Origin of the sequence: Bradyrhizobium sp. NBAIM14, assembly GCF_020193895.1 — a bacterium.
Taxonomy (GTDB): Bacteria; Pseudomonadota; Alphaproteobacteria; order Rhizobiales; family Xanthobacteraceae; genus Bradyrhizobium; species Bradyrhizobium yuanmingense.
Genome location: NZ_JADYVQ010000006.1, coordinates 84,257 through 98,995, shown reverse-complemented (window position 1 = coordinate 98,995; position 14,739 = coordinate 84,257). Strand labels below are relative to the sequence as shown.

General features: G+C 58.0%; 16 protein-coding genes. 9 read left to right on the top strand and 7 right to left on the bottom strand.

All coding sequences use genetic code 11. The features are described 5' to 3' along the window. Positions 1 to 5: 5 nt before the first annotated feature. The 7 genes from sctY to I6F28_RS17045 all read right to left on the bottom strand — a co-directional run bounded on the left by sctY (position 6) and on the right by I6F28_RS17045 (position 7,499). Positions 6 to 434, bottom strand: coding sequence for a type III secretion apparatus assembly chaperone SctY (sctY, locus tag I6F28_RS17075; RefSeq protein WP_225129517.1), 429 nt, complete (start codon positions 432 to 434; stop codon positions 6 to 8). A gap of 2 nt (positions 435 to 436) precedes the next feature. Next, the gene (locus I6F28_RS17070) at positions 437 to 976 is read right to left on the bottom strand and encodes a hypothetical protein (protein WP_225129515.1); all 540 of its coding nucleotides are present in this window, start codon (positions 974 to 976) and stop codon (positions 437 to 439) included. A gap of 33 nt (positions 977 to 1,009) precedes the next feature. After that, a complete protein-coding gene (locus tag I6F28_RS17065) occupies positions 1,010 to 1,900 on the bottom strand; it encodes a SctD/MshK family protein (RefSeq protein WP_225140380.1) in 891 nt (296 codons plus the stop codon). Positions 1,901 to 2,014: 114 nt separating this feature from the next. Further along, positions 2,015 to 2,248 (bottom strand): nodulation protein NopA, encoded by a 234-nt coding sequence (locus tag I6F28_RS17060; RefSeq protein ID WP_225129511.1) that lies wholly within the window; start codon positions 2,246 to 2,248, stop codon positions 2,015 to 2,017. 71 nt (positions 2,249 to 2,319) lie between these two features. Then, the gene (locus I6F28_RS17055) at positions 2,320 to 2,613 is read right to left on the bottom strand and encodes a hypothetical protein (RefSeq protein WP_225129509.1); all 294 of its coding nucleotides are present in this window, start codon (positions 2,611 to 2,613) and stop codon (positions 2,320 to 2,322) included. A 911-nt stretch (positions 2,614 to 3,524) separates the two neighbouring features. Continuing rightward, positions 3,525 to 5,318: an HrpF/NolX family T3SS translocon protein gene (locus tag I6F28_RS17050; protein ID WP_275945353.1), complete on the bottom strand. Its 1,794-nt coding sequence runs from the start codon at positions 5,316 to 5,318 to the stop codon at positions 3,525 to 3,527. Positions 5,319 to 6,797: 1,479 nt separating this feature from the next. Continuing rightward, positions 6,798 to 7,499: a secretin N-terminal domain-containing protein gene (locus I6F28_RS17045; RefSeq protein WP_225129507.1), complete on the bottom strand. Its 702-nt coding sequence runs from the start codon at positions 7,497 to 7,499 to the stop codon at positions 6,798 to 6,800. A gap of 190 nt (positions 7,500 to 7,689) precedes the next feature. Here I6F28_RS17045 and I6F28_RS17040 point away from each other — a divergent pair, with 190 nt between their 5' ends. The 9 genes from I6F28_RS17040 to I6F28_RS17000 are packed head-to-tail and all read left to right on the top strand — an operon-like array spanning position 7,690 to position 14,254. Next, entirely contained in the window at positions 7,690 to 8,211 is a 522-nt protein-coding gene (locus tag I6F28_RS17040; RefSeq protein WP_225129506.1) for a nodulation protein NolB, read from the top strand. Positions 8,212 to 8,228: 17 nt separating this feature from the next. Beyond that, a complete protein-coding gene (gene sctJ / locus I6F28_RS17035) occupies positions 8,229 to 9,083 on the top strand; it encodes a type III secretion system inner membrane ring lipoprotein SctJ (protein WP_225129505.1) in 855 nt (284 codons plus the stop codon). A gap of 21 nt (positions 9,084 to 9,104) precedes the next feature. Beyond that, positions 9,105 to 9,725, top strand: coding sequence for a nodulation protein NolU (locus I6F28_RS17030; RefSeq protein WP_225129503.1), 621 nt, complete (start codon positions 9,105 to 9,107; stop codon positions 9,723 to 9,725). After that, entirely contained in the window at positions 9,722 to 10,345 is a 624-nt protein-coding gene (sctL, locus tag I6F28_RS17025) for a type III secretion system stator protein SctL (RefSeq protein ID WP_225129501.1), read from the top strand. The genes I6F28_RS17030 and sctL overlap by 4 nt, the downstream gene beginning before the upstream one ends. After that, a complete protein-coding gene (gene sctN, locus I6F28_RS17020; protein WP_345944107.1) occupies positions 10,342 to 11,697 on the top strand; it encodes a type III secretion system ATPase SctN in 1,356 nt (451 codons plus the stop codon). Before sctL ends, sctN begins: the two co-directional genes overlap by 4 nt. Beyond that, on the top strand, positions 11,673 to 12,209 hold the full coding sequence (locus I6F28_RS17015; protein WP_225129499.1) for a hypothetical protein: 537 nt from the start codon (positions 11,673 to 11,675) through the stop codon (positions 12,207 to 12,209). Before sctN ends, I6F28_RS17015 begins: the two co-directional genes overlap by 25 nt. 54 nt (positions 12,210 to 12,263) lie before the next feature. Next, positions 12,264 to 13,319, top strand: coding sequence for a type III secretion system cytoplasmic ring protein SctQ (gene sctQ / locus I6F28_RS17010; RefSeq protein ID WP_225129497.1), 1,056 nt, complete (start codon positions 12,264 to 12,266; stop codon positions 13,317 to 13,319). Next, a complete protein-coding gene (gene sctR, locus I6F28_RS17005; protein ID WP_225129495.1) occupies positions 13,312 to 13,977 on the top strand; it encodes a type III secretion system export apparatus subunit SctR in 666 nt (221 codons plus the stop codon). The genes sctQ and sctR overlap by 8 nt, the downstream gene beginning before the upstream one ends. A gap of 1 nt (position 13,978) precedes the next feature. Continuing rightward, on the top strand, positions 13,979 to 14,254 hold the full coding sequence (locus I6F28_RS17000; RefSeq protein ID WP_225129493.1) for an EscS/YscS/HrcS family type III secretion system export apparatus protein: 276 nt from the start codon (positions 13,979 to 13,981) through the stop codon (positions 14,252 to 14,254). Positions 14,255 to 14,739 lie beyond the last annotated feature (485 nt).

The window sequence follows — 14,739 nt, the reverse complement described above, 5'->3', positions numbered from 1 at the left end:
AAGCCTTATTGTTGTTTGACTGCAGCTGTGCTGCCCCGCAACAAAACATAGCGTTTGAAGGCGGCTTGCGCTTCGGTCATGCGGCCAGCGTGGCGCAGGGCGTGGCTGCGCATCAGCATCAAGGGCGGACACGAAGACGGCTCGTCATCCAGTTTGTCAAGCCTGTCCAATACCGACAGTGCTTCGTCACCGCGACGCTCCGAGATGAGAGCGTAGGCCAGGATGCGGAGCAGGCCGATGTCTTGAGACTGTTCGTGAGCGACCAGCCGCAACAGAGCCAGGCTCTTGGCGCTCTGTCCGCACGCAAGGTAGACATAAGAAAGCACGCAGAGCAAATCTCGCTCCGGCCCGGAGATCAGCTCGATAGCGCCGGGTTCGGAAACGATCGGCGGCTGTGTAGATGTGAAGTGTTGCACTTTGTCTGGCCCGACCATTGCTAGCCTTTGATCAAGCCGTTGTGACTCTGCCGGAGCAGGATTAAACGTTGCAGCTCCAGTTGGAGAAGGGCGGCCCCTTCACGTGGCACCAAATCCTCTGGCGCGGCTGATAGCGTATCAGCCAAACGCTCCAGAAGAAGGCCGTGTTGCTCTGGACGCAGAACATGCGAATGACGTAAGCGCGGCGTCACGAAGGAGAGCAGACTGTGCGCGAGATTGGGCTCGTTAAGCCAAGCGAGTTCCGAGCTTGGCTCGATCTGACCTGGCGGGGCGCGCGCCTCGTCTAGATTGATGCGCGAAACTGCATCGATCGAACTGAGCTCGAGCGCGCTCTCGATCGTGGCGTCCACCAACCGATCCAGCACGTCACTATGGCGAGAAATTGAGGTGTGGCTCTTGTGATCATTGCCGCGCGTCCGGTCGATCCCGATGGACTTGGCTCGAGAATTGACCCGCGTGATGGCAGATGCATGATGATCAACGTTTGGCTCCTGAAAAGAGGTGGCGGGCTCGACGGGATTGGGGGGCAGCCTAGTCATGGCACTTTGCTTCCTTACCTGCGGCCTAAAACGCTAATAGGGCAGAGTGGCAAGCCGGCCATCCCGGCTCAGCAGAACACGCCCTTCCTCAATCGCGTAGACGGTCCATCCATTGCTCAAGAGCGCGCCGACGAAATACTTTTGACCAGCAATGACAATATAGGGGTCGCTCCCGCGCCAAACAGCTTGGACCCCAATTGCGGGAGGCGTCTTCTCATCCTTGATAGCCACCGCATTGACGAGCGTATAAGCGCCATTGCTATTGTGATCAAACCGCTGCTGGACGTCTCGCCATGTGGCGAGCGAGGCGGGCGTAACTGAGCCATCGGCGGTGACAACGCCCGACCCAGAGCCGACCTTGATGCCGACAAGTCCCGCTCTGTCAACTTCCTTTTGCAACCGTTCGGCAGCTGCATCGGTGGCCAGAGCATCAGGAGCGCTGAGCGCCAGCTTGGGCGCAATGTCCGGAGCAGGGGACGACGGACTTGACGCCACGGTGGTATCGGTCTGGACAAAACTGGATGAGACTGCGCCAACCGCGGCAGAGCTGATCAGGACCAAAGCGAGAAAGGCGAGCGATATATGCCGGCAGTCGATGGAGCCAGCTTGTTTGTAGTCCTCGATCGTCCAGCGAATGGACATCGCCCCGGCATGCAAAACGACAGGAAGAGGGACAACAATGGATTCGTTCGGTAAAACAGTCTCGTGCCCCTCGATCCTAACGTCCCTCGCAAGGGCCTCGATCTCGATTGAATTGGAATGAGGGGTGACACGAAGATGGTGCGGTTCGAGGCCTTGTTCGACGAAGATTAAGTCAGCATCGAGGCTGCTGCCAATCAGACACGATCCGACCCCCACTTTACTTGTCAGCCCGGAGTAACACCCCGACAACACTTCGAAATGCGGGCAATTTGGTTCATTCACGATCGGTTTCCTGAACAGCGAACGGAACCGTACGGCAAAACCGTACGGCCCGTGCGACTTCACAGACTAAGCAGCCGGGGAAAGTGGGGCGGCGACGTCGCCCCATCTCATCCCTTACTGCACCCGCTCATCGGCCGCTTTCTTGACGGTCGAGAGCTCGGTCGAGACGACGCGAAGTTCAACATCCCTCTCAGCAGCCTTTGTGCTGGTCAAGGTCAGAGCGGCGATTTGCCGTTGGAATGCCGCCTCTCCAGCAACTTCAGCAGCCGTGGAACCGGCTGCAGCAGTAGCGGTGCCGGCTGCCCCACCTGCAGTCGAGGTATGAGACGCACCAACGTTTTTAGACATACTATTCTCCTGTGTGCTCGAATTTCGCCGCGACGTGCGGCTCCTATTTCCTAACGTCGCAATATGCGACGTCAGGAATCCTCCTCTGTCTCGGCCATGACATCGTCGAAATGGCTCATTGCACTATTCGCAAATTGGAGAGCAACGGCTCCCAAAGCGACGCTGAACGCTTGCTGCATAGCGGCTTCTTGCGAGTTGCCGCCCATGGACGCGCCGCCATTTACGGGAATGTTTGCATCAGGCGATCCGGCATGATCGTCGCGCTCGCCAGGCTTGTGAGATCCTTTTTTGCCGCCGCTTTTGCCGCCAGCCGCATGGAGGTCAGCATCAACGTGCCCAGCGACGCTAGAGCTCGTAACGCGCATCGGGTTCTCCTATGTCAATTCGATCGTGCCAATGGAGGCAGTTTCCGCCCTCCACTATGCAAGTATTAGCTTTCGACAAGCTGACGAGTCGTAGAAAATGTAATGAGCCGATGGTCGATCATCATTATATGTCTTCACCAGCCGACCGTATTTGAACAAGTTGCCCGCGAAAGCTGGAGATCAGATGGTTAAGACAAACAATCGTTTGTGGAGCTTGATCGGGTGAGCACGTTGCTCATCGTTTCGAAAGCTTCAATAGCGAAATATCAAAGCCACCACTAACAAAAGCGTTTTGAGGCCGACGTGCTGCAATCTCGAACTCACGTCCCTTGCGATGCCTCCGAGCTCTTTCGACAATTTGCTTGGAGTCAGGCGAAGCGGCATGGAGCTTGACCTGGTCGGAGCGAGGCGGAAAGCCAGAGTGTTGACGGCCGATTCAGCGGCCAAGAGCGGTCTCTCGGTCCTGGCGGGCCCATAGCAGATCCGTCAATCGCGACTTACTTTCAGGGAGACCGAGCAGAAGCCCGCCACTCGAGAAAGAGCCCTTCGGACTTCTACCCGCTCTGGACCAATGTGCTCTCGATCCTTGCGCAACCGGCAGGCTCCGCGGCTGCGGCCGGTCTGTCGCGTAGTGTTAATGCATCGCGGTCTTGACAGGCGGCGTATGCAGTCGATGTGAACTTCACAGCGGCAGACTGGAGTTGAGGTCGGATTCGAACGATCGAGTGCGGCCAACATAGTTTGTACGCAGTGAAGAAGCCGAAATAAGTTCCTCGGATTCGGAGGCGGTCTCAAGTATGCTAGTAGAGCTTGCGCGACCTACTGCTCGGCAGAGAGGCCCAACCGCGCGGAGGCCGCGCAAGCTCGATTAGCGTTTCCAGCGTGATCCTGAGAAGATAGCGTCGCTCCGCCTAGGCATTAGCGCCTGCAGCTTGCAAGCGCTCGGATTCGATGCGAGCCTTCAGGTTATTCAGATAATCCTCCGCGTAGGACTGGGCCACCGAAACCGGCAGGTTGACGCCGGCCGTCGCGGCTTCTTGAATTGCCTGCTTCACCAAGCCTTCTCGCATTGCTAATTTGACTTCAGGTCCGGCGATGCAGCCCACCGCCTGTGCCGCAAGGCTCAGCCCGGCTTCTTCCAGCGCTTGCTTTATGTTGCCGCCACTGATGGCAGTGTGAAGAAGATTTGCAGCTTGCGCCTCGGCTTCGAGCACCATTGACGCCAGATCGGCCAATTCACCCAAGCCTGGAATGAAGCCAAGTACACCGACTGCTGTCGCGGCCCAGTCGAATACCTTAGAGCCAACTTTGAGCACGTCATTAAGTGCGTGCATGAAGGCGCCACCGTTCTTTTTGGGAGACTTGATGTCGGGCTGGTCTGCCACTCCCATCGTCATGTCCGCGACCGCGTCCTGCTCGGCAGGCGTTCGGACGGCATGCGTCTTCACTTGGTGAACGGTGCGGTTCGCACCCGACATGTTGTTGAAGAACTGGTTGAAGTCGGTGTTGCTGATGTTGCCGGAATCGACCGTATGGCCGCCGCCGAAGTCGAAGAACTTATGGTGGGTTTTGTAGCCCGTAATCGCGTTGTTCATCAACCCGAACAACACAGGATCGGAGAGCAGCTGGGAGGCCGCCTTTCGCACCTCGGGCGCGAGGCTCTTGTCATCCACCATGCTCGCCAGCTTTTCCCGGGTCAGATCACCCTTCCCGAAGAAAGCGTCTTGGTTCTTGCTGATCGTATTGAGCGTATCGAGCTCGGCTTGCGTGAGATTCATCGATGATGAAGCAACCTGCAGGAAGTCCTCTTTGTGGACCTTGTCTATCGAGCCTCCGTACAAGTGCTTCCATTCATCCGGGTGGTCGAGGAAGTATTGAGCGGCCGCGAGGACCTGTGGCGGGCATTTGCCGGTCTTAGCTTCGCCGTCGACGATCCGCTTTAAATCCGCAAGGCTCAGGTTCTTAGGCAGGTTGTCGGAATACCGATAGAGCTCGCGCAATGCATCGGTCTGGGTCATCACCGATGGCTCGCCATTCCGGGTGCCGTCGGAAGGGATGTAGTTTTGCGTATAGCTCTTTGCCCGCTGCTCCTGGAAAGCAGAAACCTGAGGGTGGTGATCGGAGAAGCCGGAGAGATCACCTGCTTTGATCTTCCCGCCGCAGCGGCCGTCACCTTGCGAGCCTATCGCATAGAAGAGCTCTGGGTCCTGTTGCAGAGCCTCGATCGCCGCCTTTAGATCCGGCGGTGTGGAGGGATCGTTGGCCAAATCTCCAAGAGATTTCCAATCCAGCGGGCATTTGTCTTTGTGTCGGTTCAGCACCGACACAATCTGCAGCTCGGCATCAGTCAGCGTGCCGCTGTTCCACGTGATCCTGGAGCTTTGTACGGGTGCCTCTGCAATCTTCGGGGCGCTCGCAGCGGAGGAGGACTCCGCGGAGGATGGCTCTGGGGCCTGCTGACATGCGTCCAGTGCAGCCTTGATCTCCGGCGGGAGGATGTTCCGCACCTCCTGCGTGAGTTCCTCCGTCAGCTGCTTGGCTGAGTCTGCAGCCGGCGGATCCTGTGCAGTCGAACGGTCATCGTCTTTCAACGAGAAACTAGCCAGCATCGCCTCGAAGTTTGAAAGATCCCGCGCCGATGAGGGTCCGGGGGCCAGCCCGGACAAGCTCGAGTTGGCGGTTAGTGACAGGTTGTTGACTGACATTATACGTCCTCTGATTTGAGATCGCACCACAAGCCGGTCATGTGGCGCAGCCCGAGAATCGCGACGAACAACGAGCAAGAAATGTCGATGGGCTTCGATGGCTCCTACCACTTGCTTCCGATTGCTCAGTGCGCCCCCAGCGCTCAGTTCCGCTACAATCTATAGGCACATCGCCGTCTAGATATTCACGCCACATGGTAGGTTCGATTAGCTTTCCAAAAGCTGACGGCGCTCAGAGGTTTCACAACGAGACGCGCAATGATGGTGTGAGAGGCGGTGATGGGTTCTCGATATCGGAATTGCCTTGCTTGTTATGCTCGATCGCTCGCCTCCGGGCCCACTAGCTCAAATTACAGAGGCCGAGTCTGCCGCTCTGCGGATGGTCACGTGCGATGATTCGTGAAACAAGGTCGCAGGTCTCCGCAGCATCTTATGGTGGAAATCACCCACGCGTAGCGACCTCGCGCCTGCGCCCCACCAGTTGGCGCTTGCGTAGATGCTCGAAGAGTCCGACGGTATTGTGCGGCCCCTATTGCCCCGAGCGGATCGAAGCTCAGCTGCACTCGGCATTCTTCATGTCATCATGCTTAGCCGCTTGGCGAGTGTTCGCTCGAACCCACAGGCCAAAGGGAAGGGTCCAGCGACGGTATGAGACGAATAAAACCTTCTTCTCGCCATTCCGCCGTGTGAGGCACACCCAGGATGGTGAACGTTGTTGTCCGGACACCCCTGGTAGGTATGAGATCGCGGCTTCTTAGCATTTCGATCTGAGCGGGCGTAGCTGTTTGGCCAGTGAAGACCCAGTCGTCCTTGGCGCGACGACCGTTCGCCATGGCGAAATCTCCAATTTCCGGCGGAGCAACCCCTGCGTGCAACGCGGGCCCAGCTTGAGACGGTCCAGCGTGAGGTGACCCGGCCCGCATGAGCCAAGGCTCAAGATCTTGCCAAACAAGGTCGTTGCCGAAATCGGAGGCGTCCGCGCGGTGTTGAGCGATCGGCTGTTGGGAATTGGACCGCTCGCCGCCGCTCAATGATGGCTCGACACGCGATGATCTGCCTCCGAGTTCCTGCCAAATTAGGTCCTGGCTGTATTCGGGTATTTCATGCAATGCCATTAGTTCACGCTCAAACTCCCTTGGACCGGCGGGCGATGAGGAGGAGTGGGACGCTGGGCTGTTGTCCGCCCGGCTTAGCGCGTTGAAGTCCATCCTGTTCCTCCTTTTGGACAGCGGAGTGGCTTTCATTCTTATGCGACGAAGCTCGTTTGCATGACGGACTTCGTGGAGTTGTTCAAAAGCTCGCATGAGGCGCTAAAGTGGAAAAGCACGCTCACCGATGCTGCTGGCATATTGCGCCACCCTGCGGCATCGGCCATCTACACATCCGCGCTCTGACAATGGCAGCAGTAGCTTTCGAAAAGCTGACAGAGGGCATAAGCAGACGCATTGCATCTCTTCGAGGCCATCTGTTGTCATCAAGTCATTTCTTACCTGCATCGGGTGTTTGGACCACGCCGTCTTGATGTGGTGCCTCCGGCGAAGGAGCGTCATTCGGTCGTCCTTCGCGAATGACCACGCTGGAGGATCCGCGAAACAGCATCAAAACCGACTCGTGCGGCGGCTTTTCGGCACCGCTCGGGTTTCGCCGTGCCTGTGCCTCCGCCGCAAGTCCTTTTACTGTTTGCTCCACAAGCGCGACAAAGCGGGGTGGACCAGAGGCGAAGACGAGGCCATCTCCCGGTACGGGTCTCACGATGTAACGCTCGTCGGAGATGTCGAGCGCATCGAGTGCCGCCTTGAACGCATCAAAGCTGATTGGACTCAAGACCAAAAGGCGGCTTTGCGCCTCATGCGCATCGGATACGTAGAGCACCAGCCCATCGTAGTACCATTGAAGATTGTAGAGATTAATCAGCCGTTCGAGGAACTCTCGCGGTGGTAGATCCGGCATTCGCCCCCGAATCCGACCCTTCACCCCGGTGCTGATATTGACTCTGATATTTAGGTTGTTGCCGAATTCCTGCAGTGCGGCCGCGAGGTCCTGATCCAGAACTGTGTAACTATAAGGCGTCGATGGCAGCGCCAGGGGAGCGCCGAGCGCCTCGACGACGCCAAAGCAAATGAAAACACCAGCATAGAGAACTTTCTTCAAGATGTGCAGCCTTGTGGATGGGATGAGCATTCCTGCTATTTTTACACTTGAGAACAAGCACCGGAATTTGTCCCAAAATTTGGAAGCCGATGCTTCGTCCCAAATTGGAAGCTAACCGTGATCATTAGATGACAGATGCTCGTCAGTTTTTGGTCAGCTTGCTTCTCTAAGGTGCGGCCCATTCGTGTGAACGAACGGCTCATCTCACCACGTGACAGAAATGATTTCCTCCATGTTGTTTGGCGTTACGTCGATCCCTGCCAACTCCGTAGAGTGTGCCTCTAACGGCTGTTCGCCGGCGCACACTCAGTTTGGCGAGAGTCTTGCGCAGGTGGCCTCGAACCAAGGTGTCGTCTCTTCTGTGACCGAGCACGCGCCAGCTCCATCGCTGCCGGAAGTGCAGCGCGCAGTAGCGCCGGCGAGCCCGCTAGGCGATCGCGTCCTTCAGAGCATTTCTGCTATCCACCAGGGCAAACCATTTCCGTCGGGTGCAGTTTCGCCGACGCTCGTCGGCGAGCCTAATCCTACCAAGAGTCTGCAGCTTGGGCCGGCCGCACAACCGGTCTTGCGTGTGCAGCAAGTGGAGGTGCATCCAGTGGGAAAACCGGAGGGTGCGGATCATTTCGACTCGGCGCTGGCGAATCTGCGGGATGTTTACAGCGGCGTCATCCAGGTTTCGCTCATCTCCAAGGGGACAGGTGCTGTCAGTTCGTCTCTGAATAAGCTTCTATCGGCGGGCTGAGCGGGCCGTTGGCTGTCTTGACGAAAGACAAGATCGGTAATGGCCGGCCCGCAAGAAAGCGGCTTGATGCTCTCGTCCTGTTGCTGCTTTTGCTGACCCTCGCCGGTTGCAAAGCTGATCTGTATACCAAAGTTCAGGAGCGTGAAGCCAACGAGATGCTTGGGCTGCTCCTGAGCAAGGGCGTCGATGCCATCCGTGTGGTCGGTAAGGATGGGACCAGCACGATTCAGGTGGAAGAAAGGCAGCTCGCCTACTCAATCGAGCTGCTGAATGACCATGGCTTGCCGCGCCAATCCTTCAAGAGTCTTGGTGAGGTGTTCAAGGGGGCGGGCCTCGTTGCCTCTCCGGTTGAGGAGCGAGCCCGCTACGTCTATGCTCTCAGTGAAGAATTGTCGCGCACGATCAACGATATCGATGGGGTTCTCTCCGCCCGTGTTCATGTCGTTCTGCCGAAGAATGATCTTTTGCGACAGGATGCAACCCCGTCCTCGGCGTCGGTTTTCATTCGACACGCCTCGAACGCGAAGCTCTCAGCCTTGCTGCCGCAGATCAAGATGCTCGTCGCCAACAGCATCGAAGGTCTATCGTACGACAAGGTGGCGGTCGTGTTCGTGCCGGTTGAGCGAGCTCAGCATGAGGTCTCCGTTGTGCCGGCGGCAGCTTCCGCCGCACCAACCAAATTCATCGCAACTCACATTGCGATCGGTGCAGGAGGTGCGCTCGCCGCGTTGGGCATTCTATCTTACGTGCTGCTGAGCACACGTGGGCGACAGCTTCGTCAATCCTGGCGCAAAGTGACAAATCTCGGCAGAGGTGCCAGCAAGCGAGCGGTCCAGTCCGCCGGCAAAAAACCGTCCTCCGATTCGAAATAGGCGGCAAGCAGGTCCGTATCGATGGCATCCACTGACCCAAATCATTCACTCAACCCGCATCCCGATCGCCTGCGCGAGCTTGCCGCTTTGATTCATCCCGGCCGGTTTGCCGGCCATCTTGATGAGCTCCTGTCGGCCGCCACAGTGCTGCAGCTGCAGAAGACTCCGAGACTGCAGCAAAGACTGGTCGAATTGCTAATGGGCAGTGAGCTGGTCTCGAACGGAACCGACTGGGGTAGGGACGTTCTGCTCGGGCATGATCCGCGTCGGGCGGCCCTGCTCGCCGGCAGTATCTGGCATGCCCGTTCGGTGCTCAAGCTTGTGTCAAAGCACGATGTAGCGATTCTGATCGAAAATATTGGTGCGGAAGCTCATGCTTTCGCAATCCGACACTCATCCATCGCCGTCGCAACCACATCGATTGACGATCCGCAGAAGCTCGCGAGCCAGATTGAACATGACGGATGTGCCTGCCTTGGTGCTTGGCTCAAGGACGCATCAGAGCTTGACCGTGTGCGCGTTCTTTTCCGCTTACCTGTGGGGACCACCGCCGAATCCCCAACAGCCGAACACCACAATTCAGCGGGTCAGTTACTGTCTTTGGTGGTGGCCCACTTGGCCACGGAGGAGCCAGCGGCATGACGGCCAACGAAACAGACTTGCCAGATAGCCCGCGGATACGGCCGCTTGGTCCGCTGATACCATGCGCGGAACTTGGTATCTGGTACGATGCGGTGCAGACGCTCGCGCTAGCCGAGCGATATCTGCGGAGGGTTCGCAGTTGGGCAAGGAGAGCCTATCAGCAGGAGCGGGAGCGCGGCCATTGCGAAGGTCTTAGGTCAGGCTCGGACGAAATGGCACAGCTGGTCGCCCGAGCTGCTTCCGATGTGGCCCGGCGAAAAGCCGTTCTGCAACAGGAGTTGCCACAGCTCGTGATTGAGATATTGACCGGTTTGTTGGGCTCCTTTGATCCGGGTGAGATGTTGGTAAGGACCGTTCGTCACGCCATCGAGCAAAGGTATGGCAGCGCAGAAGTATGCCTTCACGTGTCTCCTGTGAATGCTGATGCACTAAGGCGTGAATTCGTGGCGTTCGACGGAACGGATAGTCGGCCGAAAGTCAGAATTGATCCGGACCCGGCCGTGGGGCCTGACCAGTGCGTCCTGTGGAGTGAGTTCGGCAGTGTCGATTTAGGACTTGCCGCGCAGCTCCGCACATTGCGTCTCAGCCTTAATCCATCTTCTCAGGAAAGCGATCCGTGACGACGCAACGATCAGGCCATGATCAATCGGCCGGAGAAGGAGATGTGCATGCGGCGATAGCATCTCTAAGATTCGCAGCAAAGGATGTCGATACGCGTGCCGTGCGGGGACGGATCACGCGTGCGATCGGCACCTTGCTCCATGCCGTGTTGCCGGGGGCCCGTGTTGGAGAACTTTGCCTGTTGCAGGATCACGCTTCCGGATGGTCACTTCAAGCGGAAGTCATCGGTTTGCTGCCGGACGGGGTATTGCTGACGCCCATTGGCGATCTGGTAGGCTTGTCCCACCGCGCGGAAGTGCTCCCGACCGGGCGCATGCAGGAGGTGTCAGTCGGGCCCGACCTGCTCGGCCGCGTAATCGATAGCTTCGGCCGTCCACTCGATGGCAAGGGGCCGATAAAGACGATCCACACGCGTCCGCTCCGCGGCAAGGCGCCCAACCCGATGAGGCGGCGTGGCATCGAGCAGACGTTTCCGCTCGGCGTTCGCGTGCTGGATGGACTTCTGACGTGTGGCGAAGGGCAGCGGATCGGAATCTATGGAGATGCCGGTTGCGGTAAGTCGACGCTGATGTCGCAAATCGTAAAAGGCGCGGCCGCAGATATCACCGTGGTTGCGCTCATAGGAGAGCGTGGACGCGAGGTACGCGAATTCATCGAACGTCATATTGGAGATGCCCTCGCTCGCACGATCGTTGTCGTTGAGACATCCGATCGATCGGCAATGGAGCGGGCGCAATGCGCTCATATGGCGACCGCACTCGCCGAGTATTTTCGTGATCAAGGGCTGCAGGTCGTTCTGATGATGGATTCGCTGACGCGCTTTAGCCGTGCGATGCGCGAAATCGGCCTTGCCGCAGGAGAACCTCCTACCCGGCGCGGCTTTCCTCCTTCCGTCTTTGCGCTGCTGCCTGGTCTGTTGGAGCGTGCCGGTATGGGCGAGCGGGGCTCGATCACGGCATTCTATACCGTGCTGGTCGAAGGTGACGGCACGGGCGATCCGATCGCCGAAGAGTCGCGCGGCATTCTCGATGGTCATATCATGCTTTCGCGCGCGCTGGCCTCGCGAGAGCATTTTCCCGCCATCGATGTGCTGTCGAGCCGAAGTCGTGTCATGGATGCGGTCGTCTCTGGTCCACATCGCAAGGCGGCATCCGTCTTCCGCGATCTGCTCTCGCGCTACAATGAGGCTGAGTTCCTGATCAAGGTCGGTGAATACAAGTCGGGCAGCGATCCACTGACCGATCGGGCAATCGATTCGATCGAGGAACTGCGCGCATTCTTGCGCCAAGGACAGGACGAGCCGTCTAGCTTTGAGGAGACCGTTTCATGGATGTCGCGTCTGACGGCCTAAATCTCGTGCAAGCGTCGAAATTGCGGCTGGTGAAAGACATGAGAGAGCGAAGCGCGCTTCGTGAATTATCCAACATGGAAGCCAGGCGCCGAATTGCGGTCGAAGCGCTGCAGCGAGCGTCTGAGAATCTTGAAGGCGCGGAGAATCGTCGCGCCAAGGTCGAAGCTGAACTTTATCAGGAGCTGGCGTCGCTCAAGACGATGTCCGTGACCGAGCTCGATCGTCGCTGTCAACTCGTCCTTGGGCGACTGGCAGCACAGATCGAATCGGCACGCCAGGCGCGTGAGCAGGCGCGCGTCGCGCATGACCAGGCTCAGCGGTCAGTGAATGAGGCGCGGACCATATGGGCCAAGCGTTCGGCGGCGAGCCAGAAATGGGAGGAGATTGAGGGCGATGTCCAGCGCACCACCGCTGTCCGTTCGGAGTGTGCAGCCGAAATCGATGCCGACGACGAGGTTTTGCTCCGATATCAGGGTGGTTCGCGCAGCCAAGCGGTCGGTGGCTCGAACTGATGGCTTGTTCTCTTATGACGTCGCGAGCTGCCGTGGAACCTGTCGGTAAATGCCGTGGGTGAACCCGCATTATTTCAGCCAGCGGTAAAGTTGTCGCATGGCGTGGTCTCGTGGCTCAACGAGGTCGCCGCACCACGCACGGTTCTGCAGAGCCGCCTTCGCGATAAGCCGCTATCGATCCGTATAAGCCGGCTTGTTTGGCAGGCCGAGCCATATGCCATGTCGATGCTCGACTGCGTATTTTGCGCCGGAGGCGAGACCGCTGTCTTGTCCTTGCCCCGCCTTCTCGTCGAGGCGCTGATTTCAATGGTCCAGTATGGCCTTACTTTACCTTCCGACCCAACCCGCTCGCTGCTTCTAGAACTTGCTCTGGAACCTTGGCTCGCTCGATTAGAGATCATGCTCGCGCGGAATTTGCAGCTGATCCGCATCGAAGACGCGACGGCCAAAGACCCCTATTTGGAGTTCGACGTTACTTTCGGACCGCTGGCAGCCAAGGCCCGCCTGTTCTTGTTCGCGCCACTTGACGGTCTGGTTCCGTCTGCGTTTCGTGTGTTAGGCGAGTTGATCGGCCAATTACCGCGAGACTTAGGCAAGATTTCTTCGGAATTGCCGGTCGTGATTGCGAGAGAGATCGGCTCGCTGCGGGCGCCCGTCAGGCTTCTTCGTCAAGCACAGGCCGGCGACGCACTGCTGCCCGACGTCATTCCATTTGCCCATGGCCAGCTCATCCTCGCTGCGGACAAGTTGTGGGCGCCGGCGCAGGTCGCGGCCGACAGACTTATCCTTCGCGGACCATTCCGCCTGCAGTCCCATCCTCTAAGGTATGCAAATATGACGATACGACCCCAAGCGGAGCAAGCAATCCCGCCCTCGGAAGCCGACATCGACAGTGTTGAGATCACGCTTGTGTTCGAATGCGGCCGCTGGCCCATCCCGCTGGGTACGTTGAGAAGCATCAGCGAGGGGCACGTGTTCGAGCTTGGCCGGCAGCTGGACGGTCCGGTCGACATTGTCGCCAACGGTCAATTGATCGGCCGCGGCGACATCGTACGTGTCGGTGAAGCGTTGGGCATCCGGTTACGTAGCAGGTTGGCGGTCAATGGTTGACATTCAACCGAGCATCCTTGCGCTTGTTGCGACGACCGTCGGCCTTGGCCTGTTGACGTTCGCAGTCGTCACAACGACGGCGTTCATCAAGGTTTCCGTTGTTCTCTTCCTGATCCGCAACGCGCTCGGCACTCAGTCCATACCACCGAACATCGTTCTGTATGGCGCTGCATTGATCCTCACCGTGTTCATAGACGCCCCGGTATTCGAGCAAACATACAACCGCGTGACCGATATGCAACTTCGTTACCAAACCGCCGACGACTGGTTGACCGCCGCCAAGGAGGGCAGCGAGCCGCTGCGCGCCCATCTCAAGAAGTTCACCACTGAGGAGCAGCGCACGTTCTTCCTGTCGTCGACGGAACATATCTGGTCGGCGGAGATGCGCGGCAACGCAACAGCCGATGATTTTGCGATCCTCGTGCCGTCCTTTTTGATCTCGGAGCTTAAGCGCGCGTTTGAAATCGGTTTCCTTCTCTATCTTCCGTTCATCACAATTGACCTGATTGTGACGACAATTCTGATGGCCATGGGCATGTCAATGGTGTCACCAACAATGATATCCGTTCCTTTCAAGCTTTTTCTGTTCGTCACAATCGACGGCTGGTCACGGCTCATGCACGGATTGGTCTTAAGCTACGCATCTGCGGGGAGTTGAGATGCACGAGGCCAGCATCCTCACCCACCTGAGCCGATCACTGGTCCTGTTCATGATCTGGGTTCTACCGCCGCTCCTGGCAGCCCTCGTGGCGGGATTGGGTATCGGCATCGTGCAGGCAGCAACCCAGCTCCAGGATCAAACCTTGCCGCTTACCGTGAAGCTCCTCGTCGTCGTCGCCGTGCTCGTTCTGTTTGCTCCGGTGCTGAGCGCGCCGCTGATCGAGCAAGCCCAGCAGATCTTCACTGAGTTCCCCGCGCTCACAGCGAGGTATTAGAGCGCGGAACGCACGGCTGTCTGAGTTTTAGCTATAGCGCGCGTTTGTCGGCCTTGATCGTGAACCACAAAAGGGCGAGTTCGTCAGCTTATCGAAAGCTCGCCTCACTAGCATGCGACGGATAGGTATCCGAACTGTCCTGTTCGGCTCCGTGAGCCTGCCTTATTCGGAGGAAGAATGACCCTATTTGGAAGTTCTATCCATTCGATTTGGGTTTTGCTTACGACGTGACGGAATTACCTGCTGAGACCTGGTCCTCGATGCATTGCCTGGCGAGTTGTCGACGCAGTGAACGGGCGAACTGCTTTGATTGCAAGCGGCCCCACGATTCTGGCGTTCTGGTGAATGAGCCTGCGAATGAAGGTGCCGCTCGAGCCGATCTCCATAGACTGCGAAATTGATGGAAGCTTTGAGGCCCTCAGATCTCCAAACCGCGCTGCGGCCGGTGAGAGCGGAAGAAGCGTGGCTTGTAGGCGCGCAGCGGC

Bases quoted from the DNA above. Each gene is read 5' to 3' on its own strand.
- sctY (WP_225129517.1), bottom strand. From the start codon at position 434: ATGGTCGGGCCAGACAAAGTGCAACACTTCACATCTACACAGCCGCCG.
- I6F28_RS17070 (WP_225129515.1), bottom strand. From the start codon at position 976: ATGACTAGGCTGCCCCCCAATCCCGTCGAGCCCGCCACCTCTTTTCAG.
- I6F28_RS17060 (WP_225129511.1), bottom strand. From the start codon at position 2,248: ATGTCTAAAAACGTTGGTGCGTCTCATACCTCGACTGCAGGTGGGGCA.
- I6F28_RS17055 (WP_225129509.1), bottom strand. From the start codon at position 2,613: ATGCGCGTTACGAGCTCTAGCGTCGCTGGGCACGTTGATGCTGACCTC.
- I6F28_RS17050 (WP_275945353.1), bottom strand. From the start codon at position 5,318: ATGTCAGTCAACAACCTGTCACTAACCGCCAACTCGAGCTTGTCCGGG.
- I6F28_RS17045 (WP_225129507.1), bottom strand. From the start codon at position 7,499: ATGCTCATCCCATCCACAAGGCTGCACATCTTGAAGAAAGTTCTCTAT.
- I6F28_RS17040 (WP_225129506.1), top strand. From the start codon at position 7,690: ATGATTTCCTCCATGTTGTTTGGCGTTACGTCGATCCCTGCCAACTCC.
- I6F28_RS17030 (WP_225129503.1), top strand. From the start codon at position 9,105: ATGGCATCCACTGACCCAAATCATTCACTCAACCCGCATCCCGATCGC.
- sctL (WP_225129501.1), top strand. From the start codon at position 9,722: ATGACGGCCAACGAAACAGACTTGCCAGATAGCCCGCGGATACGGCCG.
- I6F28_RS17015 (WP_225129499.1), top strand. From the start codon at position 11,673: ATGGATGTCGCGTCTGACGGCCTAAATCTCGTGCAAGCGTCGAAATTG.
- sctR (WP_225129495.1), top strand. From the start codon at position 13,312: ATGGTTGACATTCAACCGAGCATCCTTGCGCTTGTTGCGACGACCGTC.
- I6F28_RS17000 (WP_225129493.1), top strand. From the start codon at position 13,979: ATGCACGAGGCCAGCATCCTCACCCACCTGAGCCGATCACTGGTCCTG.